Source organism: Klebsiella sp. HC6 (assembly GCF_022605325.1).
Lineage (GTDB): Bacteria > Pseudomonadota > Gammaproteobacteria > Enterobacterales > Enterobacteriaceae > Klebsiella > Klebsiella terrigena.
The window spans coordinates 625368-650075 of record NZ_CP093276.1 but is presented as its reverse complement, the minus strand read 5'-3'; the positions used below and the strand labels follow the sequence as shown (position 1 = coordinate 650075).

Annotated in this window: 21 protein-coding genes; 7 read left to right on the top strand and 14 right to left on the bottom strand. The window is 61.8% G+C overall.

The features are described from left to right. Nucleotides 1-29 precede the first annotated feature (29 nt). From MMW58_RS03140 to MMW58_RS03100, 9 genes are all read right to left on the bottom strand, one after another. Entirely contained in the window at nt 30-593 is a 564-nt protein-coding gene (locus MMW58_RS03140) for a heme acquisition protein HasA (RefSeq protein WP_241722739.1), read from the bottom strand. A gap of 78 nt (nt 594-671) precedes the next feature. Next, the gene (locus MMW58_RS03135) at nt 672-3341 is read right to left on the bottom strand and encodes a TonB-dependent receptor (RefSeq protein WP_241722738.1); all 2670 of its coding nucleotides are present in this window, start codon (nt 3339-3341) and stop codon (nt 672-674) included. A 135-nt stretch (nt 3342-3476) separates the two neighbouring features. Then, the gene (locus MMW58_RS03130; RefSeq protein ID WP_133600889.1) at nt 3477-4451 is read right to left on the bottom strand and encodes a FecR family protein; all 975 of its coding nucleotides are present in this window, start codon (nt 4449-4451) and stop codon (nt 3477-3479) included. 73 nt (nt 4452-4524) lie between these two features. Beyond that, the gene (locus tag MMW58_RS03125) at nt 4525-5022 is read right to left on the bottom strand and encodes an RNA polymerase sigma factor (protein ID WP_045856774.1); all 498 of its coding nucleotides are present in this window, start codon (nt 5020-5022) and stop codon (nt 4525-4527) included. A gap of 293 nt (nt 5023-5315) precedes the next feature. Continuing rightward, on the bottom strand, nt 5316-5873 hold the full coding sequence (locus MMW58_RS03120) for a histidine phosphatase family protein (protein ID WP_159237077.1): 558 nt from the start codon (nt 5871-5873) through the stop codon (nt 5316-5318). Further along, entirely contained in the window at nt 5864-6922 is a 1059-nt protein-coding gene (locus MMW58_RS03115; RefSeq protein ID WP_159237076.1) for an MBL fold metallo-hydrolase, read from the bottom strand. The genes MMW58_RS03120 and MMW58_RS03115 overlap by 10 nt, the downstream gene beginning before the upstream one ends. Continuing rightward, nucleotides 6919-7947, bottom strand: coding sequence for an ABC transporter ATP-binding protein (locus MMW58_RS03110; protein WP_159237075.1), 1029 nt, complete (start codon nt 7945-7947; stop codon nt 6919-6921). The genes MMW58_RS03115 and MMW58_RS03110 overlap by 4 nt, the downstream gene beginning before the upstream one ends. After that, nucleotides 7935-9647 carry an ABC transporter permease gene (locus tag MMW58_RS03105; protein WP_241722737.1) on the bottom strand — a complete coding sequence of 571 codons (1713 nt, stop codon included), beginning with the start codon at nt 9645-9647 and terminating at the stop codon, nt 7935-7937. Before MMW58_RS03105 ends, MMW58_RS03110 begins: the two co-directional genes overlap by 13 nt. 3 nt (nt 9648-9650) lie before the next feature. Further along, nucleotides 9651-10628 carry an ABC transporter substrate-binding protein gene (locus MMW58_RS03100; protein WP_133600884.1) on the bottom strand — a complete coding sequence of 326 codons (978 nt, stop codon included), beginning with the start codon at nt 10626-10628 and terminating at the stop codon, nt 9651-9653. A gap of 134 nt (nt 10629-10762) precedes the next feature. Between MMW58_RS03100 and MMW58_RS03095 the strand changes: the two genes are divergently transcribed. After that, nucleotides 10763-11551 carry a DeoR/GlpR family DNA-binding transcription regulator gene (locus tag MMW58_RS03095; RefSeq protein WP_241722736.1) on the top strand — a complete coding sequence of 263 codons (789 nt, stop codon included), beginning with the start codon at nt 10763-10765 and terminating at the stop codon, nt 11549-11551. Between the two features lie 4 nt (nt 11552-11555). On the opposite strand, the gene dhaR is transcribed toward MMW58_RS03095, so the two are convergent. Together dhaR and MMW58_RS03085 are read right to left on the bottom strand one after the other, a co-directional pair. Further along, the gene (dhaR, locus tag MMW58_RS03090) at nt 11556-13469 is read right to left on the bottom strand and encodes a dihydroxyacetone kinase operon transcriptional regulator DhaR (protein ID WP_133600882.1); all 1914 of its coding nucleotides are present in this window, start codon (nt 13467-13469) and stop codon (nt 11556-11558) included. Between the two features lie 103 nt (nt 13470-13572). Next, nucleotides 13573-14670 carry a glycerol dehydrogenase gene (locus MMW58_RS03085; RefSeq protein WP_095099669.1) on the bottom strand — a complete coding sequence of 366 codons (1098 nt, stop codon included), beginning with the start codon at nt 14668-14670 and terminating at the stop codon, nt 13573-13575. Nucleotides 14671-15274: 604 nt separating this feature from the next. On the opposite strand from MMW58_RS03085, the gene dhaK reads away from it, so the two are divergent. From dhaK to MMW58_RS03065, 4 genes are all read left to right on the top strand, one after another. Continuing rightward, nucleotides 15275-16345: a dihydroxyacetone kinase subunit DhaK gene (gene dhaK / locus MMW58_RS03080; RefSeq protein WP_241722735.1), complete on the top strand. Its 1071-nt coding sequence runs from the start codon at nt 15275-15277 to the stop codon at nt 16343-16345. Nucleotides 16346-16355: 10 nt separating this feature from the next. Then, a complete protein-coding gene (gene dhaL / locus MMW58_RS03075) occupies nt 16356-16988 on the top strand; it encodes a dihydroxyacetone kinase subunit DhaL (RefSeq protein ID WP_241722734.1) in 633 nt (210 codons plus the stop codon). Nucleotides 16989-16998: 10 nt separating this feature from the next. Further along, nucleotides 16999-18420 (top strand): dihydroxyacetone kinase phosphoryl donor subunit DhaM, encoded by a 1422-nt coding sequence (gene dhaM / locus MMW58_RS03070; RefSeq protein ID WP_241722733.1) that lies wholly within the window; start codon nt 16999-17001, stop codon nt 18418-18420. A gap of 69 nt (nt 18421-18489) precedes the next feature. After that, nucleotides 18490-20139 (top strand): glycerone kinase, encoded by a 1650-nt coding sequence (locus tag MMW58_RS03065; protein WP_241722732.1) that lies wholly within the window; start codon nt 18490-18492, stop codon nt 20137-20139. Between the two features lie 110 nt (nt 20140-20249). Here MMW58_RS03065 and MMW58_RS03060 read toward each other — a convergent pair whose 3' ends face one another. After that, nucleotides 20250-21026, bottom strand: a complete 777-nt coding sequence (locus tag MMW58_RS03060) for a siderophore-interacting protein (RefSeq protein WP_241722731.1) — start codon at nt 21024-21026, stop codon at nt 20250-20252. A gap of 237 nt (nt 21027-21263) precedes the next feature. On the opposite strand from MMW58_RS03060, the gene MMW58_RS03055 reads away from it, so the two are divergent. Continuing rightward, nucleotides 21264-21803: a PadR family transcriptional regulator gene (locus MMW58_RS03055; protein WP_133600878.1), complete on the top strand. Its 540-nt coding sequence runs from the start codon at nt 21264-21266 to the stop codon at nt 21801-21803. 266 nt (nt 21804-22069) lie between these two features. Beyond that, complete coding sequence (gene ygjG / locus MMW58_RS03050) at nt 22070-23449, top strand: putrescine aminotransferase (protein WP_241722730.1); 1380 nt, start codon at nt 22070-22072, stop codon at nt 23447-23449. A 74-nt stretch (nt 23450-23523) separates the two neighbouring features. Here the strand turns inward: ygjG and lsrG are convergent, their stop codons facing one another. Both lsrG and lsrF read right to left on the bottom strand, forming a co-directional pair. Further along, complete coding sequence (gene lsrG / locus MMW58_RS03045; RefSeq protein WP_241722729.1) at nt 23524-23817, bottom strand: (4S)-4-hydroxy-5-phosphonooxypentane-2,3-dione isomerase; 294 nt, start codon at nt 23815-23817, stop codon at nt 23524-23526. After that, nucleotides 23814-24701 (bottom strand): 3-hydroxy-5-phosphonooxypentane-2,4-dione thiolase, encoded by an 888-nt coding sequence (gene lsrF, locus MMW58_RS03040; RefSeq protein WP_133600876.1) that lies wholly within the window; start codon nt 24699-24701, stop codon nt 23814-23816. The genes lsrG and lsrF overlap by 4 nt, the downstream gene beginning before the upstream one ends. Nucleotides 24702-24708: the final 7 nt, after the last annotated feature.

Genomic DNA, 24708 nt, shown 5'->3' with positions numbered 1-24708 from the left:
TTCCCCGCCGCAGCGGGGAAACGGAAGGGTTAAGCCGCCAGCAGGTCCGTATGGTCTGCGGTTGCCGATGTGCCCACGACCGCCGCGATCTGATCGAAGGTCGAGTCGATGCTCAGGTTGTACTGGTCAAGGATGCCGTTCAGCGCCGTTTCCAGCGCGCTGGTATCGCCGGACATCAGGCCATACACCACCTCATGCACGATGCCGTCATGACCTTCGGACTGCGCGCTGCTCAGGCCGAGCCCGCTGAAGCTAACGTCCAGCGCCTGGATGTTGTACGGCGAAGAGCTGCCGCCCTGCAGGCCATCGCCGAACGACAGGCCGTCAAGGGAGCCGTACAGCGTGTGCGCCGGGTCGGCAAACAGGGTATAGGTTAGGTTTCCTTCCGCCACGAATGAGGTGATGTTGTTCGCGGTGCTGGTGATAGCGTACTGGCTTCCGGACAGCGCACCGCCGTAGAAGCCGCCGGAGTTGCTATCGTCCACGTTACCGTTGGTATGGTTAACGTCACCAAACGTGGCTGACCATTCAGCCAGATAATCATGAATGCTATAGCTGCCTACAGAGCTGTCGTAATCCACTGAAAATGCCATATTGGTCTCCTGATATTACAGATATCGCGGCCTTTTTACGTGCAGAGCACGCCCGAACTGCGCCGCGTCATACGGGGGTTAAAAGCGGTATTCGATGCCACCCTGCACGGTGCGTCCGCGGCCTAAGGTGTTGCCCAGGGTTTCGCCGTAACTGACCACGTAGGCGCGGTTGGAGACGTTCTCCACGGAGCCGCGCAGCGTCAGGTTGTCGGTCACGCGATAGCTGGCGTAAAGGTCAAACAGGGTGTAGCGCGGCCAGTCGGCCAGATAGGGGTAGTTGGTCGGCACGCTGTGATCCTGATAGCCCGGCGCAAAGCGCACCGTGACGCCGGCGTCGAGCTTGCGGTCAAAGGCGCGACCGCCGAGGGTAAACGAGCCGCGATCGCCGGGGAGAAACGCGGCGGAGCTAAACTGGCTGCCGCCGTCGCAGGTCACGAAGTTGTTCGCCTCATCATTATCTTCCCAGTACCAGTTATTGGCGCTGCCGGCGCCCTGCTGCTTCCCGCCCAGCCACGCTTTACGCGAGCAAAACTCGTTTTTACCGATCATGTGTGTGTAGGTGAAATCGGTATAAACAAAGCCCGCATCGTAGTTCAGCTGATACTCGATCCCGCGGAAACGGGTGGTGTTGAGGTTATTGACGTACGCGGTGTTGCCCAGCCCCGGCTGGGTGATGCCCGGCTTTTCGCGGTTAATCGCCATGCTGATATAGTTCGACACCTTGGTATCGAAGTAGGCCACCTTGACCGCCAGGCGATCCTCCTCCTGCAGCAGACCGCCTTTCAGCAGGTTCACCCCCACTTCCCAGGCGCGGGAGCGTTCCGCCTGCAGGAACGGGTTGGGATACTGCGTGGAGTCGCCGTGGGCGCTGCCGCTGGTCAGGGTTTCGGTAATCGCCGGCGGACGCCAGGAGCGGCCGTAGGTGGTATACAGCTCCAGCCAGTCGACGCCCGGCTTCACCGCCAGCGCCAGCGTCGGCGAGACGCGCGACTCTTCGCGATCCACCAGCCATTCATGGTAAGAGCTGGAAATGAGGCAGCCGCTCAGACGACGCGAGGTGCAGGGGTTATCGATGGTGTAGGTCGCTTCGGGATAGTTCATGCCGGTGGTGCCGCGCAGGCGATAGCGGTCATAGCGCAGCCCGCCCTCCACCGTCAGCCAGTCGTCGTACTCGTAGGTCAGCGTCGAGAACAGGCTGAATATCGACCGGTTTCCGCCGGGCGTCACGCCCTCCATATCCTCAGACGTTGAGCGGCTGGTGGCTTTGTCATAGTAAAACTCGGCGCCGTAGTTCGCCTTCAGCCCGTGCGCCGGGGCCAGCGAGAAGTGCGAGGTGTTTTGCAGCTGGGCGCCGTAGGTGCGCAGGCGGGTTTGCGTCCAGTAATCCGCCGTCGTCCCGCTGCCGTAAGTATCGCTGTTCGAGTCGGTATCGACGTAGTAGAGCTTGGCGTGCAGATCGAGCCAGTCGCGATCGTAGGGCGCGAGGCTGTAGTCGAGGGCGACGTTGCGCGCCATCACCACGTCGTAGCCGCTCTGCTTCCAGCCCAGCGTCCGGTCATCGCCTTCGCCGACGGCGGTCAGGGTGCTGGCCGTCGGCGAGCTCACCTGGGTTTGCAGATAGCTTAGCTGCACGCGCTGGTTAGAGGGCAGATTCCAGCCTACCTTCGCCATCCGCGACAGCATCTTGTAGCGGCTGTCGGTAATCTGATTGTTTTTTAACGCGCTGGCATAGCGATCGTAGTTGCCGGTGTCGTTGTTGACGCGGATGTCGCCGATATCGCCTTTATTGCCCGGCCAGTAGTCGCCCAGGTGGCGCTCGCTGGCGGCCAGCAGAATATCTCCCGTTTCATTGCCCCACGCCAGCGCGCCGCTGCCGATAAAGCGGGTACCGTTATCGCCGGTGCTGGCGTGCAGCTTGCCGCCCAGCTCTTTGCCGTCATAGATAAAGTCGCTGGCGTTGAGGGTGTTAAAAGTGGCGATGCCGCCCAGCGTGCCGGCGCTGCCCATGCCGCCGGTGGTGCCTTTTTCGACGGTGACCCCGCTCAGCAGCTCCGGATCGATGTACATGGTGCCGTTACGCTGGCCGTGGCCGCTTTTCTGGAAATTCTGCCGCATCCCGTCGATGTTCATGTTGACGCGGCCGTAGTCCTGCATCCCGCGAATATTCACCGACAGGGCCGGATCCTGCTGGCTCACGCTGGAGTAAACGCCGGCGGTCTGTTCGAGGATATCCGCCGCGTGCCGCGCCGGCCGGTCGTCCATCTTCTTGCGGTCGATAACGCTGACGGAGCGGGGCTGTTCATAGACCCAGTCATCCGCAGAATAATTTAAGGTGGCGGTAACGGTTAAGGTATCGTCGCTTACCGGCCCGCCGATGCGCGATTCATCGGCGCGCCGCGCGCGGAGAATAATCTGCCCGTCGGCGGTAAATTCCGGCGCCACGGCGTTGTTGCCAATCAGCTGGCGCAGCGCGGCGGCGATCGGCATCGTGCCGTTCAGCGGCTGCGACTTCATCCCCTGCACCGTACTGTCTTCAAAAAAAATCTGCACGCCGGACTGCTCGCCAAATCGCAGCAGCGCGCTTTGCAGAGATTGCGGGGGAATGGCGAAGGTTTTGTTCTGTTTTACCGCTTCCGTTGCCGCCGCTGCGGCCTGGCTCAGCGCCGGCGCGGTCAGCGCTAACGTCAGCGATATGGCAAAAGCAAGGCGACGGCGGCTTTTGCAAAATTGGGGCTGTAATGGGTGCATGTGTGTACTCGATTATCGTTGATAATGGTAATCAATCTCATTCAACAATAAAGACGAACGACGTACACAAACCCGTAAAAATTTTTTAGAAAAAGTAAAAATATAAAAATGGGCCCACAAAAACGCCCGCACAATCTAGTACAGAAGGGTCATTCCCGGCAGCGTCATCTGCTTCGCCCCCAGCGTCTGGCGCAGGGTTTCAACGGCGCGTTCAGGCTCCTTGAGCGCGAAGGCGCCGCTGACGGTCCGCTTTCTCAGCGCCGGATTGACGACGATAACCCGCTGGCTCTGGTAGCGATTTATCCGCGCCACCGCCTCGCCTACCGGCAGCCCGTCGATAATCAGCCAGCCGCGCCGCCAGGCGAACTGCGCCGGCGAAACCGGCCGCCGCGTCAGGCGATTATCGGCATAGCGCGCGCCCTGCTGCTCATCCAGCACAAGCGATTGCCCTTTATAGCTGACCCGCACGCTGTGCTCATGCACCGCCACGTCCGCCCCGCTGCCGTCAAGATCGACGCTGAACTGCGTCCCTAGCGCCTGCGTGACGCCGCCGTTCGCCTCTACGCGAAAGGGCCGCGTCTCGCGGCTGCTCAGCGGGGCGACGGTAAACCAGGCGTTGCCTGACAGCAGCGTAACGCGCCGCTCCCCGGCGTTGAAATGCAGCTCGATGGCGCTGCGGCTATCGAGATCGACCCGGCTGCCGTCCGGCAGCGTCACCTGGCGAATTTCGCCGGCGGCGGTGTAATAATCGGCCTGCCAGCGCAGCCAGGCGTCGGGAAGCATCAACAGTACCGGCAGGGACGCCAGCACCACGACGGCGGCCGTCGCCCAGGAGCGCCAGCGGGGACGAACGCTCGCCGCCGGCGGGACGGGCAAAGGTACCACCGTGGCAGAGGGCCCATCCGCTTCGCGGGCGGTCGGCGTCGCTCGCGGCAGCGTCCCGAGCATAAGCCACAGCTGCTGCGCCTGAATCAGCGCGTCGGCGTGCTGCGGATCCGCCTCCCGCCACGCGGCCATCGCCCGCTCCTCATCGTCGGTCAGCGACCGCTCGGCCATTTTCACAGCCCATAGCGCGGCCTGCTGACGTATTGCCTCACTCAACTGACTCATTTCACTGCTTCCTGACTATCCGGGTTAATCATTAAGACGTTTGAACCAGGTAAAACCCGTAAAAAAAATGCCATTATTTCTGTATTCCGCACATCAGGGTTGCCAGCGCCTGCGCCAGATGTTTTTCTACGGTGCTGAGCGATACGCCCAGCCGCGTCGCAATCTCCGCCTGCGGCACTCCTTCGAGCCGGCTGAGGCGAAAAATAGCCTGCGTCCGTTCCGGCAGGCTCAGCAGCTGGCCGACAATCCGCTCAACCTGCTGCTGGTCAATCGCGCGCTGTTCAGCGCCCGGATCGTCGCTGGGAAAGTGGGCCATCTCATCATCGCTGAATGCCATGGTTTGCCGCCGCTGCAGCTGACGGTAATGATCGAACAGCAGATTCCTCGCCGTACGGAACAGATAGGATTCGCTGTCCTGAATTTTTCCCTGTGGATAGTGTTCGAAGAGGCGGGCAAAACTCTCCTGCATCAAATCGTCGGCCAGCTGCGCATCGTGCAGCTGGCTTTTCAGATACGCCAACAGCGGCTGGGCATGACGCTCAAACAGCACCTGCAGCTCAATATTGGACATTAACTTTTCCCTGAGGAGCCTGCATCAAAGCCACTATAAATCACATAAATGATTCTCATTTTCAATAAGCTTTTTAGCCGCCGCTGCGCCGGAAGCGTTCAAAGGGAGGCTGGCGCCGGCCGCCTGCGCCTGGACAGGCTGGTGCGAGAGGCCGCCATCATGGCCTGTTGTTCAGCGCTGCTGCGGGTCTGCTGGGCGGATAAAGCGGTGGGTTCCGTTTTCAGGCGGTGCTGGCGGGACGGAGATTCCGGCGGGGATGCTGGCGATCCCGCCAGCATCCCCGCCGCGCGGGCTTAGCGCTCGTCGGCTTCCTCCAGCGGGACGATGCGCCACTCGTTAGGCTGCTGTCCGGGGGAAATCCACATCGGCACCACGTTACCGAGCCGGATGCCGTAGGGCGTACCGAGCGCATAGCGGCGCAGCACCCGAAACACGCCGGAATGGGCGATAATTAACGGACGCTCGTACTGCGTCAGGATCGTATTTAGCGCGCCGGTCACCCGCTGGCAAAACGCTTCCCAGCTTTCGCCGCCCGGCGGCGTCTCCTCATACGGCGGCTGCTCCGTCCACGGCCGGCGCTCTAACTCCCCCCAGTCCCGCTCGCGCAGATCGTCGAACACCGTATAGGGCACGTCGGGGAGCGCCAGCTCGGCCGTTTGTCGCGCACGCAGCAGCGGGCTGACGGCGACGCCGTTCCAGCGATAGCGCCCCAGCAGCGGACGAACCTCCTGCGCCTGCAGCTCGCCCTCTTCGGTGAGCGGTACGTCCGTGCTTCCGCCGATTAATTTATCCCGGTTAAGGGCCGTTTCGCCGTGGCGAACGAAGACAAAAGGCTTACAGATTATTGGCATAGTTCCATCTCGATCGTCGGATGAGTCATGATTTGGCAGCCCAGCGCCTGCTGCCACAGAAGCGGGCTCTCAATGGCGGTAAACAGCGGCATAAAGTAGCGGCAGGAGAGCTGAGAGATCAGCGTTTGCAGGCAGCTGACGGTGGGGTGCACGTTCCAGCGGCAAAAATCAACGTCGCCTGCCAGCCGCTGCTGGCGCGCAAGCTGGTTGAGGTGGCCGGTAAACAGGGTTCGATGTTGAAAATCCTCCCGCGCCCGCAGCGCGCCCGCCATGCCGCTCATGCCGTCGGGGTCGGCGGCCAATACCAGCGGCGCGTGGGGCGAAAACACCGGAAGCGCCGCGGCCAGCGCCCGCAGCTCCGCGGCAACGCCATGCTGCAGGCTGCCATCGTCATGCTCCGCCATCTGCACCAGCATGCTCAGGCAGGCGGCGTCCATGGCGACGTTCGGCCGCCGCTCGCGGGCCATAAACAGCGCCAGCTCGGCGGCGCGTCCGGAAGGCGGCACCGGGCAGAGGGTCGGCTGCGACAGGTACGCGCGCAGCTTTTCTCGCTGCCGGCTTTGCGGCACATCGTATAAACCGTAGGAGGCATCCACCAGCGCCAGGCTCGCGGGCGGCGGAACGTCAAAGCGGAACAGCAGGGATTCCAGACTAATATCGCCGCTGTAAAACAGGCCGCCCGCCACGTTCAGATGGAACCACATCCCGCCCCAGGCGTGGCCGCAGCTGCCGGTAGTGACGGTTATCTCGCCGAGGGAGAACTGACCGCGCACCGCCACCGGGTGAACGTTGCGCCCCGCGGGCAGCGCCTGGGCGGTGACGGCGCTGCAGTAGATGGGAATTTCCGCCGGCAGGCGGCTCAGCCCGGCAATATGATCCACATGATCGTGGCTGAGCAGAATGGCGTCGATATCCGCCGGAACCGGCCACGGCGCCTCATCCGGCTCCAGCGCGCCGCCGGCATCCAGCAGGATGCGCTGGCGCGGCGTGCTCAGCAAAATGGCCGCCGGAGCCTTGCGGCCCAGGCCGCTAATCACGTCTATCTTCACGCCGCCTCCAGACGCCAGCCCTGGATCAGCCGGACGCGGACGCTCTGCTGCGCCTGCAGCGGCGAGTGGTGGAAGGCGCTCAGCGGCTGCCCGTCCGCCAGACGCAAATCAACTAAATAACGCTCTCCCTGATAGATACAGCTTTCCACCTCCGCGCTCAGTCCGCTCTCCGCGAGCTGCACGTGTTCCGGGCGCACCAGCACCGGCTGCGCCGCCGCATGCTGGCCCGCGGAAAATCCCCCATGCAGCAGGGCGCAGTCCAGCTGGCGCTGCTGGCCGGGTATCGCCAGCGACAGCACCTGCCCCTTGCCGATAAAGCGCGCCACCCAGGCGTTTTGCGGCTGCTGATAAAGCTCCTGCGGCGCGCCCCACTGCATGAGCGCGCCCTGATGCATCACCGCGATGTGGCTGGCCAGCGCCATCGCCTCCGCCTGGTCGTGCGTCACGTAGACAAAGGTGGCGCCGGTACGGCGGTGAAATTCCCGGAACGTCTGCTCCATCGTCGCGCGCAGGTGGCGATCGAGGTTCGCCAGCGGCTCATCCAGCAGCACCACCTGCGGCTCGGAGACCAGACAGCGCGCCAGCGCCACCCGCTGACGCTGGCCGCCGCTCAGCTCCTGCGGCGAACGCCCGGCATAGGCCCCGAGCTCGACCACCTCCAGCGCCTCCATCACCCGCTTCTGCCGGGCGGCGCCGTTAACTTTACGCAGCCTGAGCGGATAGCCGACGTTCTCCGCCACGGTCATGTGCGGCCACAGGGCGTAGGACTGAAACACCATCCCCATATCGCGCTGCTCCGGCGGCAGGTGGACGGCGCTATCCGCCAGCAGGCGATCGCTCAGCAGCAGACGCCCGTCGCTCAGCTGCTCAAGGCCGGCAAGAATGCGCAGCGTGGTGGTTTTACCGCAGCCGCTCGGCCCCAGCAGCGCGGTGAAGGCGCCCTGCGGGATGGTCAGATTGAGATCCCGTACCACGGTCTGGTTGCCAAATACTTTACTGAGCCGCTCCAGCCTCAGTTCTGCCATGGAATCACTCCTTTGGGTAAATATCTGCCGAGCGCGCTGAGCAGCAGCATCACCACCGCCACCAGCGCCACCACCAGTACCGACACCGCCGACGCCAGCACCTTATCTCCGCTCTCATCAAGATTGAAAATCATCACCCCCAGCGTCTCTTTCCCGGCGCTCCACAGCAGCGCCGATACCGTCAGCTCGTTGACGGCGGAGAGGAACACCAGCAGCGCGCCGGCAAACGCCGCCGGCGCCATCAGCGGCAGTACGATGTGGCGCAGGCGCTGCGAAACGTTCGCTCCGGCAAGGCTGGCGGCCTCCTCCATCGCCGGGTCCAGCTGCAGCATGCTGTTGTGTACCGGCTTCAGGCAGACGGTGAGAAAACGGGCAAGATAGGCGAAAAAGATAATCGTCAGCGTCCCGATGAGGCTGATATTCAGCAGCGGCAGAGGGCGGGCAAACAGCAGAATGCAGGCAATCGCCAGCACCACGCCGGGCAGGGTGTAGGGAATATCGATAAGATTGTGCAGCCAGCGCAGCGGCCGGGAAGGATGGCGCACCAGCAGCCACGCCAGCGGCAGGCTGAGCAGCATCAGCACCGCCGCGGCGCACATCGAGAGCAGCATGCTATTGCTCAGCGCCCGCCAGGTGGCGCTCTGCGCGTCAACGACGCCGCGCCAGGCGGCAAAGGTCAGGGTCTCGCCGTTGAGCGGCACGCCGAGCGTCGGCACCAGCGAGGTGGCGATCAGCGCCAGCAGCGGCGCGACCAGAATAGCGAACAGCACGACGCCCAGCAGCGCCTCCGTCGCCAGCCGCCATTTCCCCAGCGAGAACCCCAGCCCACGCCCCGCCATGCCGATCAGCGGCAGCGCGTAGCGCCGCTGCATGTGGCCCTGGACGATAACGATCCCGATCGCCAGCACGCCCATCAGCACCGACAGCGCCGCCACCTCGTTGAGCATCGACGGGCCGAAGCTGGAGAGCGTCTGGTAGATATAGACCGGCAGCACAAATAAAGAGATGGGGATCCCCAGCATCGCCGGAATACCGAAGTTGCCGAGGGCGGAAACGAAGGCAATCGCCGCCCCGCCCCATAGCGCCGTACGGCACAGCGGCAGCACGATATCGAAAAAGACCCGCCACAGCGAGGCGCCGTTGAGCCTGGCCGCTTCGATATGCTCCTTCGGCAGGCACTGCAGCTGCGTGCGCAGGGCCAGAAACACCAGCGGCGCATGCTGAATGCCGAGCAGCAGGGCGATGCCCTCGGCGGAGTAGAGCGGATTAGCGCTGCCAAATCCCGGCGCCAGGCCGATGCTGTTGAGCAGAATGCTGCTCGGCCCGAAGAGCTGTAGCCAGCTCAGGGCGGTGACCTGCGGCGGGATCATCATCGGCAGCATAAACAGGAACACCCACACCGGCTTAAAGCGGATATTGGTCAAAGCCAGGCAAAAGGCGAACAGGCTGCCAAGCAGCAGCGAGATCAGCGTTCCCAGCCCGCTGGTATACAGGCTGTTATACAGCGCGGTCCAGGTCGCGGGGTTGCTCAGCACGCGCCACAGGCTGCTGTCGCTGCCCTGCCGCCAGTCGAGCAGCGCCGCAATGAGCAGACGCAGGCTGGGCAGCAGGCTGACCAGCGCCACGAGGCATAATAATAGCCACAGCAGCCCCTTCAGGGAGCTGCCGCCGGCGTTTTGCCGCAGGGTCATATCGCTCATCTATTAACGGCTGCCGAACAGGTCGGCAAAGCGCTTTTTGTTCGCCTCGGTATCGGCCAGCGCTTTGGCGGCGTCGAACGGCATCAGCTTAATGCTGTCGCGCGGCGGGAAGCCCTTCGGCACCGGCAGAGAAGCATCGGCCGGCAGGTAGCCCTGCTGCAGCACCAGCCTCTGCCCCTCCGTCGAGAGTAAGAAGTCGATAAACGCCTTCGCGGCCTGCGGGTTTTTGGCGTTCTTCAGCATCGCCACCGGCTCGGTGACGATGCTGACCCCCTCTTTCGGGAAGGTAAATTCGATGGGCGCGCCCTTGGCCTTTTCGCGAATGGCCATGTAGTCCACCAACACGCCGTAGGCCTTACTGCCGGAAGCGATGGCGTTCATCACCGCGCCGTTGCCGCTTTGCGGCATCGCGCCGTTCGCTTTTAGCTTCTCGTAGTATTGCCAGCCGAGGTCGGGTGCATTCATCAGCGTCGCCTGATGGATCTGCGCCGCGCCGGAGTAAAGCGGGCTGGGCAGCGTGGTCATGTTCTTCAGCTCCGGCTTGAGGAGATCCAGCCAGGAGGTGGGTTTAACCGGCGCTTTAGTATTCCAGGCGATGCCGGTGGTGATCAGCTTAGTGCCGTAGTAGTAGCCGTCTTTATCGTACAGCTGAGCGTCAAAGCGGGCGGCCTGCGGCGAGCGATAGCCGGCCAGTAAGTTCTGCTGCTTCAGGGCCTCCATGGTGACGCTATCGGCGATCAGCAGCACGTCCGGCGCGGCGGCGCCGGCGGCGAGCTCGGCCTGCAGGCGGGCGGTCAGCTTGGTGGTTCCGTCACGGATCCATTTCACTTCAATATCGGGATGCGCTTTTTCAAAGGCGCTGACGGTAGTCTGCGCGTCTTCGTTGGGCTGGCTGGTATAGAGCGTCAGCGTCGATTTGGCAAAAGCCGATGCGCTCATGATGGTTAGCAGCATCGCCGCCAGCGCGTTTTTTTTATTCATCGTTCCGTCCCCGGTGTTTTCGTTGCGACGATTAAAACAGGGGAATCTGACAAAAATATGACCACCTTCTTTCGTAGTCATAGCTTCACATTGCCGCGCTAGCATGGCCGAAAATAGCGTGGCAGGAAGGGAATATGACACCGGAAACCCGTCGCAGCGCCATTGTCGCGCTGGCGACAGAACGCGGCGAAATCAGCATTGAAGCGCTCTCCAGGCACTTTGGCGTCTCGCTGCAGACCATACGCAGCGATCTGCGTGACTTAACGGCGCAGGGGCTGCTGCTGCGCCGCCACGGCCTGGTCGCGCCTTTCGCGCGCGAAAACATCGCTTATCAGCAGCGGGAGATCGTCAATATCAACGGCAAACGCTGGATTGGCGAGCAGGTTGCGCGGCTGCTCTGCGGGGCGCAAAGCTGCTTCCTCGGCACCGGCACCACGGTGGAGATGGTGGCGCACGCCCTGCCGAAGAGCGTTTCTCTCGCCGTCTTCACCAATAATCTGCACGCCACGCAGCCGCTCAGCCAGCTTCCAGACTGCGCGCTGACGATAGCCGGCGGACGTATCCGCAAGCGCGATCTGGATATTATCGGCGGCGACGCCCTGGCGTTCTTTAGCCGCTATCGGGTGGATATTGGCGTGGTCTCCGTCGGCGGCATCGGCGACGCCGGCGAGCTGTACGATTTTAACGATGACGAAGTGGTGGCGCGGCGGGCGTTAACCGCCGGCGCGGACGTCACGGTGCTGGCGATCGACAGCACCAAGTTTGGCCGCACGGCGCTGTGCCGCAACGGCCACGTCGGTGATTTTGACTACGTCGTCAGCGAGCGCCCCCCGACGGCGCAGCAGCGGACGGGGCTGGCGCAGCGCCGGACGCAGTGGCTGTGCCGTGACGACGCCGATGCCCTGCCGCCGAACGGCGGATAGGCGCCTACTCCAGACGTTTACGCTTAAACTGGCCGGCGTCGATGTCATACTGCTTCATCTTGCGCCACAGCGTGGTGCGCCCGATATTCAGCAGCTGCGACATCTCCTGGACCCGGCCGCTGGTCACGCGGGCGGCGTGGATAATCGCCTCTTTTTCAATGGCGCTAAACGTCAGGCTGGCGGGGAGCAGCGAAGAGGAGGTGTCGGTGCCGGTACGTTCGGTAAACAGGTACTCCGGCAGATTGCTCAGGCGAACGTGCCCGTTGTCGCTGCTGATCGCGACGTTTTCAATAATGCTGTTCAGTTCAAAATCATTTCCCGGCCAGGAGTAGTTCACCAGCTGCGCCAGGGCGTCATCGTCCACCTTCAGGCGCGACGAGAAGCGCTTTTCCAGGCTCCGCAGACGGTTATGCACCAGCGAGGTGATGCTGTTGCGCCGCGCCCGCAGCGGGGGAATCACGATCTCAAACGAGTGCAGCGCGTAGTACAGCTGGCGGCTAAAGCGGTTCTGCTCCACCAGGTTGGCGAGGTCGACGGTGGTCGTCGCGATCACCTTGACGTCCACCGGGATCAGGCGCCGGGCGTCGAGGCGGGTTAATACGCCCTGCTTAATGACCTGCAGCAGCGCCGACTGCAGCTCCGGCGCCAGATACTCGATTTTTTCCAGAAACAGGGTGCCGCCGTTGGCCAGCTCCAGCCGGCTCAGGCGGCCGTTTTCGTCGTCGGTCGGCGCGCTGCCCATAAAATCCTGCCCGAGCGCGCCGTCGGCGTACAGCTGGCAGTTCACCGCAATATAGGGGCCGCCCGCCCGCTCGCTTTCATTATGGATGGCCTGGCTGAGCAGCTCTTTGCCGACGCCCTCCTCCCCGCACAGCAGCACCGGAAAAGCGCCCCTCGCCGCCTGACGACCAAAATGAATCAGACGCCGGGTTTCCGGATCGTCCGCCGACATCTGCTCAAAAGTGTGGCTCACCTTACCCAGCTGGCTGGTCATCAGCTGGCGCATCTGTTCCACCGGGTGCAGCAGCAGAATAAAGCTGTTGCCCTGCTCTTCGACAATCGGCTTCAGCGTGATCACGGCATCGACAAACTGGTGCTGGCTTTCGAAGGTGACTTCCACATGATTCAGCCCGCGCGCGTGCTTAATCGCCCGGCGCAGCAGCGCCGGCAGCGTCACCAGCTCGTTAATATTGCGTCCCTGGCTGGCCTGCACATCGAGATGCAGCAGCGTCGCGGCCCGCGCGTTGAGAAACTGCAGAACCCCCTGCTCGTTCCACGCCATCACCCCGTCATCCATGCTTTCCAGCAGGCCGTACATCTGATTAAGGTGCCGATTGGACTCGGCCAGCAGGCTGTCGGTGAGCAGGGAGTTGCCCACCTCGCGGGCAATCGCGAGGGTCAGCGATAAATCCGACGTCGCCTGCTGCTCCGTCAGGCAGCACAGCGAGATCGAGCCAAACAGCCGGCCGTGGTTATCAAACACCGGCGTCGAGCTGAAAGACCACGGCCGCAGCGCCTGCTTAAAGTGGCTGTCGCCGGCGGTTTTCACCGGCTGTCCGAGCATCGAGGCCAGGGAGAGCGCGCAGCTGCCGATAATGCTTTCCGCGCAGTAGCTGCCGTCGCGAAAGCCCAGCTCAGCAAGCTGGTCAAGGGTTTGCGGATCGCCGCAGCGGCTGAGAATACAGGCGGACTCGTCGAGGATAAACAGCCCGCAGGGGCGGCTATCCATAAACTCCCAGGCGTCCTCCAGCGCGGCCTGGCCAATCGTCAGCAGCGCGGTTTTGCGCCGACAGATGGATTCAAACGTCAGCCCCTGCGCCTGGTGCGGCGCCTGCCAGGTTTCCCGCTGCATAAACTTGCTGCAACGATGCCATGACTGGGTTATCACCGAAGAAAAGCTCTGAGTCTGCGCAGTCATATCCGTTTCCGCTGTGTTAAAAACGACAACCCCTCCGGCAGAAGCTGCCGAAGGGGAGAAGAGGTCTCTTTACTCTCCAGAGAAGAGACTTACCGGCACGCTATCACCGCGCCAGCCACTGCTGCCCCAGCAGGTCGGCGGTCAGAATCGCGGCGTAGACGCTGCTGGCGGTAACCGGGAACGGCATATTGTGGATGGTTTCGCCCGGCGCGCAGGTCGCCTGCGCCACGGCCGCAATTTTCCCTTCAATGCCCTCCTTGACGCCCATTTGCGCAAGGGTCACCGGCAGGCCCACTTTCTGGCAGAAGTTCAGCACCGTTTCAATCTCTTCCAGCGGGCTGTTTTGCAGCACCAGCTGGGTCAGGGTACCAAACGCCACTTTTTCGCCGTGGTACAGATGGTGGCACTCTTCCAGAATGGTAAAGCCGTTGTGGATCGCGTGCGCCCCGGCGAGGCCGCTGCTTTCAAAGCCGATACCGCTGAGGTAGGTATTGGCTTCCACGATGCGTTCCAGGGCATCGGTCACCACCCCCGCCTGGGCGGCAAGACGCGCCTTTTCACCCTCGGCCAGCAGCGTATCATAGCACAGGCGCGCCAGGCTCAAGGCCGCCGCCGTGGACTGCCCGCCCGCCATGCTGGTTGCCCTGGCATCAAAACAGGCCTTCGCTTCAAACCAGGTGGAGAGCGCGTCGCCCATCCCGGCCACCAGCAGGCGCACCGGCGCTTTGGCGATAATCGCCGTATCCATTACCACCATATCCGGGTTTTTCGGGTAGATCAGATACTCTTCAAACTCGCCCGCTTCGCTGTAGATAACCGACAGCGCGCTGGTTGGCGCATCGGTCGAGGCGATGGTGGGGATAACCACCACCGGCAGCTTCTGGTAAAAACCGATGGCTTTCGCCGTATCAAGGGTCTTGCCGCCGCCAATCCCCACCACGCCGCGGCAGCCGTGCTGCTGCAGAATCGCGATCAGGCGGTTGATTTCCGCATGGCTGCATTCACCGTTAAAGCGCTCGGCATGGCAGCTGATGTTGTGGCTGTGCAGGCCGTTCAGCACCTTGTCTCCCGCCAGCTTCATGACGAAGTCGTCGGCAATCACGAAAAAGCTGTCCGCCAGGTTTTTGGCGTACTCGCCAAACAGCGTGGATGCATCAGGTCCCTGGAGATATTTGGCTGGAGATTGAATAACTTTTAGCATTCCTTTCATCCTCAAATAAGTGCATTTTTTTACATGATGAGCTCTATGAGCTCTGGCGCCGCTGCGTTCAGCCTTCTACTAATGAGGGAAACGGGAGTGCTGCCGGAGCGATGCAATCACTGTAGGGCGAGCGGAGAACAAAAAAATATTTCGCCTTTTTGTTCTGATATGGAACAGCAAAAATATTTTTGCGTTTCATATTGAAACATTAATCACGGTGAAACGCCGGGATTGCGATCCCGATCCGCCCGTTCAGAGAAAATTTGCGCAGCAGGCAGCATAGCGCACCGGGAAATCGGCCCCTGGCCGCGAAAAAAAACTAAAAACCCGCTTCGCCATCGCCGCTTATCCGCCTCGCGGCGGTATGAAAAAAACCGCTCTGGGTCGCATTTTGCTTTTTTCTTCACAATAAACGTTTCATTACGGAACATTTATCAGCAATCACGTTCCGGAATGAAACCCTCTTCGGGCAGATTTTATTTTTCGCTAACTCAGCCAGAATCACTACATCGCCGGACAGCGCCTATCGGCTGGCGAACCCCTACACGATGACCGCCTCCGCCAGCAGAGAGGCGGCATCGAACCACTGCGACGGAGCATAAAGATGAAAAAACTGATTAACCGTGTCGAAGATGTCCTGAGCGAACAGCTGGCGGGCCTGGCGAAGGCCCATCCCGAATTAACGCTGCATCAGGACCCGGTGTACGTCACCCGCGCCGATGCGCCGGTTGCCGGCAAGGTGGCGCTGCTCTCCGGCGGCGGCAGCGGACATGAGCCAATGCACTGCGGCTACATTGGCCAGGGCATGCTCTCCGGCGCCTGTCCCGGGGAGATCTTCACCTCGCCGACGCCGGATAAAATGTTTGAGTGCGCGATGAATATCGACGGCGGCGAAGGCGTGCTGCTGATTATCAAAAACTATACCGGCGATATTTTGAATTTCGAAACCGCCACCGAGCTGCTGCATGAGAGCGGCGTCAAGGTCACCACCGTGGTTATCGATGATGACGTGGCGGTGAAGGACAGCCTCTATACCGCCGGTCGCCGGGGCGTAGCCAACACCGTGCTGGTTGAAAAGCTGGTGGGCGCCGCCGCCGAGCGCGGCGATTCGCTGGAAGCCTGCGCCGAGCTGGGCCGCAGGCTCAACAACCTCGGCCACTCCATCGGTGTCGCCCTCGCGGCCTGCACCGTTCCGGCCGCCGGGCAGCCCTCTTTTGAGCTTCAGGATAATGAAATGGAGTTCGGCGTCGGCATCCACGGCGAGCCGGGGATTGACCGCCGCGCCTTCAGCTCCCTCGACCAGACCGTGGACGAAATGTTCGCCACCCTGCTGGAAAACGGTACCTACAGCCGCACCCTGCGCCAGTGGGACCCGGCCAAAGGCAGCTGGCAGGACGTCCAGCAGAGTAAAAAAGCGCTACAGAGCGGCGACCGCGTTATCGCGCTGGTCAATAACCTCGGCGCCACGCCGCTATCGGAACTGTACGGCGTCTACAACCGCCTCGCCGAACGCTGCGAGGAGAGCGGGATCGCTATCGCCCGCAGCCTTATCGGTAGCTACTGCACATCTCTGGATATGGTGGGCTTTTCCATCACCCTGCTGAAAGCCGACGACGAGACGCTGGCCCTGTGGGATGCCCCCGTCCATACCCCGGCGCTAAACTGGGGCCATTAAGGAGCACAACATGTCACTGAACAGAACGCAGATCGTTAACTGGCTCTATCGCTGCGGCGAGATCTTTACCAAAGAGCGGGATTTTCTTACCGGGCTGGATAAAGAAATCGGCGACGCTGACCACGGCCTGAACATGCATCGCGGCTTCAGCAAGGTGGTGGAAAAGCTGCCTTCTATTGCCGATAAGGACATCGGTTTTATCCTTAAAAATACCGGGATGACGCTGCTTTCCAACGTCGGCGGCGCCAGCGGCCCGCTGTTCGGCACCTTCTTTATCCGCGCGGCCCAGGTAACCCAGGCGCACCAGAGCCTCAGCCTCGACGAGCTGTACCAGATGATGCGCGAAGGCGCGGACGGCGTGGTCAACCGCGGCAAGGCGGAGCCGGGGGATAAAACGATGTGCGACGTCTGGCTACCGGTCGTTGAATCGCTGCGCCACTCCAGCGAACAGCATCTGTCGATGCAGGCCGCACTGGATGCCGCCTGCAAGCAGGCGGAGATCGCCACCCGCTCCACCATCACCATGCAGGCCCGCAAAGGCCGCGCCAGCTACCTCGGCGAGCGCAGTATCGGGCATCAGGATCCGGGCGCGACCTCGGTGATGTTTATGATTCAGGAGCTGGCTGCGGCAGCCAAAGAGTAAGGAAAAAGCGATGGTAAACCTGGTGATTGTTTCTCATAGCGCCCGGCTGGGCGAAGGAGTCGGAGAACTGGCCCGGCAGATGTTAATCGGCGACGGCTGCCGGCTGGCGATAGCCGCCGGGATTGACGATCCCGAGAGCCCGATCGGCACCGATCCCATTAAGGTGATGGAGGCCATTGAATCCGTTGCCGACGCCGATCACGTGCTGGTGATGATGGATATCGGCAGCGCCCTGCTGAGCGCCGAGACGGCGCTGGATCTTCTCGATCCCGCTATCGCCGCGAAGGTTCGCCTCTGCGCGGCCCCGCTGGTCGAAGGTACGCTGGCGGCAACGGTCAGCGCGGCGACCGGGTCAACGATCGACAAGGTTATCGAGGACGCCATGAACGCGCTGGAGGCTAAGCGCGTTCAGCTGGGGTTACCGTCGCCCGCTCAGGCCGCCCCTGAGGCGATCCCCTTTGCCGGAGATGACGACGCGCGGTCGGTTTCGGTGGTGATTAGCAACCACAACGGCCTGCACGTTCGCCCGGCCTCGCGCCTGGTGGCGGCGCTGGCCGGCTTCAACGCCGATCTGCTGCTGGAGAAAGGCGGCAAGTGCGTGGCGCCCGACAGCATCAATAAAATCGCGCTGCTGCAGGTGCGCCGCGACGACAGGCTCCGGCTGCTGGCCCGCGGGCCGGACGCCGAGGCGGCGCTGGCCGCATTCCAGGCGCTGGCGGCGGAGAACTTTGGCGAGCAGCCGGGCGCGGCCCCGGCGGCGGCCGTCCCCTCCACCGGGCGCGTCCAGGGAAAGGCGCTGCTCTATCCCCTGCCGCATGCCGAGCCGCGGCGACGAAACAGCGCCAATAGCGCCAAAGAGCAGCGGCGCCTGAAGCAGGCCATTGACCAGACGCTGGCGGATCTCAACGCCCTGACCCGCCTGGCGGAGGAGCGCTATTCCGCCGATATCGCGGCCATTTTCTCCGGTCACCATACCCTGCTCGACGACCCGGACCTCTATGACGCCGCCTGCGCCATCCTGAGCAAGGAGCAGTGCTGCGCCGAGTGGGCGTGGTATCAGGTGCTGGTCGATCTCAGCCAGCAGTATCGCCAGCTGAGCGATGCCTATCTGCAGGCGCGCTATATTGATATCGAAGATCTTCTCCACCGCACGCTGCGCCATCTTCAGGGCCGCAGCGAGGTGCCGCTGGCGGTGAATGAACCGGTGATCGTCATCGCCGATGATATCTTCCCCTCAACCGTGGTGCAGCTCGATCCCCGGCAGGTAAAGGGGATCTGCCTGCAGGAAGGCAGCGACGTCTCCCACGGCGCAATCATCGCGCGCCAGGCCGGGATCGCCTGCCTGTGCCAGCAGGGTGAGACGCTGAAAACGCTGCGCAGCGGCGATGCCATCACCCTTGATGTCGCCGAAAGGCGCATTATCCGCGGGTAGCCCCGCTGACCTCACGCCGGAGGCGCCGCCTCCGGGGACTTTGTTTTCGCTCAACCTCCAGGAACCGTTATGTCTCAATTCTTTTTTAATCAGCGCACCAGCCTCGTCAGCGACGTTATTGAAGGGGCGATTATCGCCAGCCCGTGGAATAACCTGGCGCGGCTGGAGAGCGATCCGGCGATCCGCGTGGTCGTGCGCAGCGATCTGGATAAGAGCAACGTCGCGGTGATCTCCGGCGGCGGCTCCGGCCACGAGCCGGCCCACGTGGGCTTTATTGGTAAAGGCATGCTCACCGCCGCCGTCTGCGGCGATATTTTTGCCTCACCGAGCGTCGATGCGGTGCTGACGGCGATCCAGGCCGTCACCGGCGAAGCGGGCTGCCTGCTGATCGTCAAGAACTACACCGGCGATCGCCTGAACTTTGGCCTCGCGGCGGAGAAAGCGCGTCGCCTGGGCTACAGCGTCGAGATGCTGATCGTTGGCGACGATATTTCGCTGCCGGATAACAAGCATCCGCGCGGCATTGCCGGGACCATCCTGGTGCATAAGGTGGCGGGCTACTTCGCCGAACGCGGCTACAACCTGGCGACCGTGCTGCGCGAGGCACAGTACGCGGCGAACAACACCCGCAGCCTCGGCCTCGCGCTCTCCAGCTGCCACCTGCCGCAGGATGCCGGGACGGCCCCGCGCCACCATCCCGAACAGGCGGAGCTGGGGATGGGCATTCACGGCGAGCCCGGCGCTTCGGTTATCGCCACCCAGAACAGCGCGCAGATTATGCGGCTGATGGTGGAGAAGCTGACCGCGGCCCTGCCGGAAACCGGCCGTCTGGCGGTGATGCTCAATAATCTCGGCGGCGTGTCGGTCGCGGAAATGGCGATCCTCACCCGCGAGCTGGCGAACACGCCGCTCCACCAGCGTATTGACTGGCTGATTGGCCCGGCTTCGCTGGTCACCGCCCTGGACATGAAAGGCTTCTCGATTACCGCGATCGTGCTGGAAGAGAGCATTGAGAAAGCGCTGCTGTCCGAGGTGGAAACTGCCAGCTGGCAGAAGCCGGTCCAGCCGCGCGCCGTCGGGGTTATGCCCTGCTCGCTGCGCAGCAGCCGCGTGGAGTTCCAGCCTTCAGACCATAGCCTCGTGGCGGGCTACGTCGGAACGGTGACCGCAACGCTGTCCGACCTTGAGGCCCACCTCAACGCGCTGGATGCCAAAGTCGGCGACGGCGACACCGGCTCGACCTTCGCCGCGGGCGCGCGCGACGTTGCTGACCTGCTGCATCGCCAGCAGCTGCCGCTCGCCGACCTAGCCACCCTGTTTGCGCTGATCGGCGAACGCCTGACCGTGGTGATGGGCGGCTCCAGCGGCGTGCTGATGTCTATTTTCTTTACCGCCGCCGGGCAGAAGCTGGAACAGGGCGCTGGCGTCGCCGAAGCGCTGAACGCCGGCCTGGCGCAGATGAAGTTTTACGGCGGGGCGGACGAAGGCGATCGCACCATGATTGACGCGCTGCAGCCGGCGCTGGCCTCGCTGCTGGCCGCGCCCGACAACCTGCAGGCGGCGTTCGCTGCAGCTCAGGCCGGCGCAGAAAGCACCCTCCACGCCAGCAAAGCCAACGCCGGGCGCGCGTCGTATCTCAACAGCGACAGCCTGCTGGGCAATATGGACCCGGGCGCTCACGCGGTGGCGATGGTGTTTAAGGCCCTGGCGGAGAAATAGAACGAGCCGGACATTCCCGCAGATGCCTGCGGGAATGTCCGGAAAGCAGGGAATTTTGGCAATACGGCCCGGACAGGACGAGCCGCGGCCCGGGACTTCATAGCATCCGCTTATTTACTGTGCCAGTAGGCCTGGGAGCGCACCAGCTGCGGGTCGATCTCTTCCCCTTTAAAGCGCTCAAGCAGCGATTTCACCACCGCGCCTTCGCCGGTCACCCAGATAAAGTAATCCTCAGCCGGGACGCTCACCTGCGCCAGACGTTCGGCCACCGCGGCGGGGTTATGGCCCACCACCCACTCGATATTGAAGCCGTCAAACTCCGCCAGATAGTCTTTATAAGACGCATCGCCAATGGTGACGATCGCCGTAACCTGCGGTTGAACCGGCAGCTGGCTTAATGCCTGCAGGCGACGAAGCAGCGCGGGCATCCCTGACTCATCGCCAACGTACAGCTGCCAGGCGTAGTCTTCCGGCACCACCAGCGAACCGCGCGGCCCGCCAATCACCAGCTTATCGCCGACGCTTGCCGCCAGCGCCCAGCGGCTGGCGATACCGCCGTCATGAATAAAGAAATCATAGGCCAGCTCGTGGCGTTCGGCATCGTACAGCGGCGTGTAGTCGCGGCTCGCCGGGCGCACGCCCTCGCCCCAGTTAATGCCTTCATCCGTCACCTGCGGCGGCGTAAAGGTCGCGCCCTCCTGCGGGAAAAAGAGCTTGGTGTGGTCATCAAAACCCTGCGAAACGAAACCATCCAGCGCGTCGCCTCCCAGCACGATGCGCTGGAAGCCAGCGCTCACACGCTCCACGCGCAGAACGGTGAGCTCGCGGAAACGGAGCTCGTTTTGTACGCGCTGCGGGTACTGCGTTTTTTTCATTGTTGTCATCATCGGCGGCCTTCTTGAAGTTAAATAGATATATCTAAACTTGATGCAAATGATAATGATTGCCATCAAAAAAGAATGCAAGATCTTTTTTGATATAGTCAGACTAAAAGACATAAAAATCCAAAAAATGAAATAAATACATTAATTATCAATAAATTAAATTACACACAATAATTATCATTGCCACGATAAGACATTTAGATATAAATTAGATATATCAAAAATCAACAGGAGATAACAATGCGAAATCATCATGAAGAGGACCACGACTCGCGCGAGCACCACGCTGAACGCGGCGGGCGCAGAGGCGGCGGGCGGCGCCAGCGCTTCTTCGGCCACGGCGAGCTGCGGCTGGTTATCCTCGATATCCTCAGCCGCAGCGCCAGCCACGGCTACGAGCTGATCAAAGAGATAGAGACCCTGACCCAGGGCAACTACAGCCCGAGCCCCGGCGTTATCTACCCCACGCTCGACCTTCTGCAGGATCAGGGGCTGATCGGCGTTGAGGAGGAAAACGGGCGTAAAAAAATCTCGATTAGCGAAGACGGCCGCCGCCTGCACGTGGAAAACCAGCAGTCCCTGGTAGACATTCGGGAGCGTCTTCAGGCACGGATGGTCGGCTGCGAGCTGCGCAAAAATCCGCAGATGAAACGGGCGCTGGAAAATTTTAAAGCCGTGCTGGATTTGAAAGTGAATCAGCAGGCCATCAGCGAAGCGCAGCTAAAGCAGATTATTGCCGTTATCGACCGCGCGGCGATGGAGATCTCCCAGCTCGATTAAGCCGTCGCTGCCCGCCAGCCGGCTCTCCTCTGCCCCATCGTTGGGCAAAGCGCACCGCGGCGAAGCACGCGGCGCTAAGCCCGCAGAGCGCATACCGCGCCCGCTCAGGAGTAAAGTATGCCAAAAATATCGCCGGAAGATTAAATATTGCGCAATTGCGCTTTCACGCTGCGTTTATCCCGATTTTCAGCTCCTGCACCGAAGTGGCGTAATCCCTGCAATACTTAATTCAGTATCATGTGATACGCCCATCCCAGGAGCCCACTTTGAACAGGTTACCTTCCAGCGCATCGGCTCTGGCCTGCAGCGCACACGCACTGAATCTCATTGAGAAGCAAACGCTCGATCATGAGGAGATGAAAGCACTTAACCAGGAGGTCAGAGAGTACTTTAAAGAGCACGTGAATCCGGGGTTTTTAGCGTATCGAAAATCTGTTACCGCTGGCGGGGATTACGGAGCCGTAGAGTGGCAGGCGGGAAGTTTAAATACGCTTGTCGACACTCAGGGACAAGAGTTTATTGATTGCCTGGGTGGCTTTGGAATTTTTAATGTAGGGCACCGTAATCCAGTCGTTGTTTCCGCCGTAGAGCACCAGCTCGCTAAGCAACCTCTTCATAGTCAGGAACTGCTCGATCCGCTGCGGGCTATGCTCGCCAAAACGCTGGCGGCCCTGACGCCGGGCAAGCTGAAATACAGCTTCTTTTCCAATAGCGGCACCGAGTCGGTCGAAGCGGCGCTGAAGCTCGCTAAAGCCTATCAGTCTCCGCGCGGCAAATTTACCTTTGTGGCCACCAGCGGCGCTTTCCACGGCAAATCGCTGGGCGCGCTGTCCGCTACCGCCAAATCGACGTTCCGTAAGCCTTTTATGCCGCTGCTGCCGGGATTCCGTCACGTGCCGTTTGGCGACATCAACGCCATGCGCACGCTGCTCAGCGAGTGTAAAAAAACCGGCGATGACGTCGCAGCGGTGATCCTTGAGCCGATCCAGGGCGAAGGTGGGGTGATCCTGCCGCCGCCGGGCTATCTCCCCGCGGTCCGTAAGCTGTGCGACGAGTTTGGCGCGCTGCTGATCTTCGACGAAGTGCAGACCGGCATGGGCCGCACCGGCAAAATGTTTGCCTGCGAGCATGAAAACGTTCATCCGGACATTCTGTGTCTTGCCAAAGCGCTCGGCGGCGGCGTGATGCCGATTGGCGCGACGGTTGCCACCGAAGAGGTGTTCTCGGTGCTGTTCGATAATCCGTTCCTGCACACCACCACCTTCGGCGGTAACCCGCTGGCCTGCGCCGCGGCGCTGGCGACGATCAACGTTCTGCTGACGGAGAATCTGCCGGCGCAGGCCGAACAGAAAGGCGATCTGCTGCTGGACGGCTTCCGCCTGCTGGCTCGCGAGTATCCGGAGCTGGTGAACGAAGTCCGTGGTAAAGGGATGCTGATGGCCATTGAGTTCGTGGATAACGAAATCGGCTATGACTTTGCCAGCCTGATGTTCCGCCAGCGGGTGCTGGTGGCCGGCACCCTGAACAACGCGAGGACGATCCGCATCGAACCGCCGCTGACCCTGACCCTTGAGCAGTGCGATCTGGTGCTGAAAGCGGCGCGGAACGCGCTGGCCGAGCTGCGGGTTTCAGTGGAAGAAGCCTGACGATAGCCAACAAAAAGCCCGGTGGAAGCGATATTCACCGGGCTTTTTTACGCCTGCCGTTCAGCTTTCCGATGCTATTCCGGCAGCAGGCCCACAAAGCTGCGCTTCTGCCGCGGCTGCGACATCATCTCATCCAGCTTCTCGACGCAGGCCAGGTAGTGCGGCGTTTTTTTGTGCGCCAGCACGGCTTCGTCATCCTTATAGGCCTCATAGATGAAGAACCGCGTCTTGACCTCCGGGTCCTGCAGGACGTCGAAGCGCAGGTTGCCCGGCTCCTGCAGGGCCCCTTCATGGTTCGCGCGAAAGACGTCGAGAAACTCGTGCACCCGCTCCGGCTTGATATTGATTTCGACCAGCGTCACGTTCATTTCAGCTCCCCCTGCTTCTCCTCCTGCCAGAACTGATACGCCTCGCGGGCGCTCATATTCTCGTGCACCACTTTCTTCACCGCCCTCAGCATCGCGCGCGGCGCGCTGGACTGGAAAATATTGCGCCCCATATCGACGCCGGACGCGCCCTGGTCAATCGCCCGCCAGCACATCTCCAGCGCCTCCTGCTCCGGCAGCTTTTTGCCGCCGGCGATCACTATCGGCACCGGGCAGCTGGCGGTCACTTTTTCAAAGCCCTCTTCAACGAAATAGGTTTTTACGAACTGCGCCCCCATCTCGGCGGCGATGCGGCTGGCCAGTGAGAAATAGCGCGCGTCGCGGGTCATCTCTTTACCGACCCCGGTAACCGCCAGCACCGGCATGCCGTAACGGTTCCCGGCATCCACCAGCTTAATAATATTGCCGATCGACTGATGCTCGTATTCGCTGCCGATATAGACCTGTGCCGCGACCGCGCAGACGTTGAGGCGCAGCGCGTCTTCCATCGTCACCGCCACGCACTCGTTGGAAAGCTCGCTGAGGATCGAGTTGCCGCCGGAGGCGCGCAGCACCACCGGCTTATTGGTGGCCGCCGGTACCGTGCTTCTTAGGATCCCGCGGGTACACATCAGCACGTCGGTCTCAGCAAACAGCGGGGCGATGGAGAGATCGATCCGCTCCAGCCCGGTGGTCGGCCCCTGAAAATAGCCGTGGTCGAAAGCCAGCATCACCGTGCGGTTGCTCTGCGGGTTAAAGATGCGCGCCAGCCGGGACTGCATCCCCCACTCCAGCGATCCGCAGCCCTTCAGCCCGTAGAGCGCGTTCTGCTGCGGTCGGTCCAGGCCAAAGTTTTTCCCCTCTTTGATATCGTCTAAATCTGCCATTTCATCC

Excerpts from the sequence above, each read along its gene's own strand:
- MMW58_RS03060 (WP_241722731.1), bottom strand. The coding sequence starts at position 21,026 with ATGATGACAACAATGAAAAAAACGCAGTACCCGCAGCGCGTACAAAAC.
- MMW58_RS03140 (WP_241722739.1), bottom strand. The coding sequence starts at position 593 with ATGGCATTTTCAGTGGATTACGACAGCTCTGTAGGCAGCTATAGCATT.
- MMW58_RS03065 (WP_241722732.1), top strand. The coding sequence starts at position 18,490 with ATGTCTCAATTCTTTTTTAATCAGCGCACCAGCCTCGTCAGCGACGTT.
- MMW58_RS03135 (WP_241722738.1), bottom strand. The coding sequence starts at position 3,341 with ATGCACCCATTACAGCCCCAATTTTGCAAAAGCCGCCGTCGCCTTGCT.
- lsrG (WP_241722729.1), bottom strand. The coding sequence starts at position 23,817 with ATGAACGTGACGCTGGTCGAAATCAATATCAAGCCGGAGCGGGTGCAC.
- MMW58_RS03105 (WP_241722737.1), bottom strand. The coding sequence starts at position 9,647 with ATGAGCGATATGACCCTGCGGCAAAACGCCGGCGGCAGCTCCCTGAAG.
- MMW58_RS03100 (WP_133600884.1), bottom strand. The coding sequence starts at position 10,628 with ATGAATAAAAAAAACGCGCTGGCGGCGATGCTGCTAACCATCATGAGC.
- MMW58_RS03085 (WP_095099669.1), bottom strand. The coding sequence starts at position 14,670 with ATGCTAAAAGTTATTCAATCTCCAGCCAAATATCTCCAGGGACCTGAT.
- MMW58_RS03055 (WP_133600878.1), top strand. The coding sequence starts at position 21,264 with ATGCGAAATCATCATGAAGAGGACCACGACTCGCGCGAGCACCACGCT.
- dhaR (WP_133600882.1), bottom strand. The coding sequence starts at position 13,469 with ATGACTGCGCAGACTCAGAGCTTTTCTTCGGTGATAACCCAGTCATGG.
- MMW58_RS03125 (WP_045856774.1), bottom strand. The coding sequence starts at position 5,022 with ATGTCCAATATTGAGCTGCAGGTGCTGTTTGAGCGTCATGCCCAGCCG.
- MMW58_RS03130 (WP_133600889.1), bottom strand. The coding sequence starts at position 4,451 with ATGAGTCAGTTGAGTGAGGCAATACGTCAGCAGGCCGCGCTATGGGCT.
- MMW58_RS03110 (WP_159237075.1), bottom strand. The coding sequence starts at position 7,947 with ATGGCAGAACTGAGGCTGGAGCGGCTCAGTAAAGTATTTGGCAACCAG.
- dhaL (WP_241722734.1), top strand. The coding sequence starts at position 16,356 with ATGTCACTGAACAGAACGCAGATCGTTAACTGGCTCTATCGCTGCGGC.
- MMW58_RS03095 (WP_241722736.1), top strand. The coding sequence starts at position 10,763 with ATGACACCGGAAACCCGTCGCAGCGCCATTGTCGCGCTGGCGACAGAA.
- lsrF (WP_133600876.1), bottom strand. The coding sequence starts at position 24,701 with ATGGCAGATTTAGACGATATCAAAGAGGGGAAAAACTTTGGCCTGGAC.
- dhaK (WP_241722735.1), top strand. The coding sequence starts at position 15,275 with ATGAAAAAACTGATTAACCGTGTCGAAGATGTCCTGAGCGAACAGCTG.
- MMW58_RS03120 (WP_159237077.1), bottom strand. The coding sequence starts at position 5,873 with ATGCCAATAATCTGTAAGCCTTTTGTCTTCGTTCGCCACGGCGAAACG.
- dhaM (WP_241722733.1), top strand. The coding sequence starts at position 16,999 with ATGGTAAACCTGGTGATTGTTTCTCATAGCGCCCGGCTGGGCGAAGGA.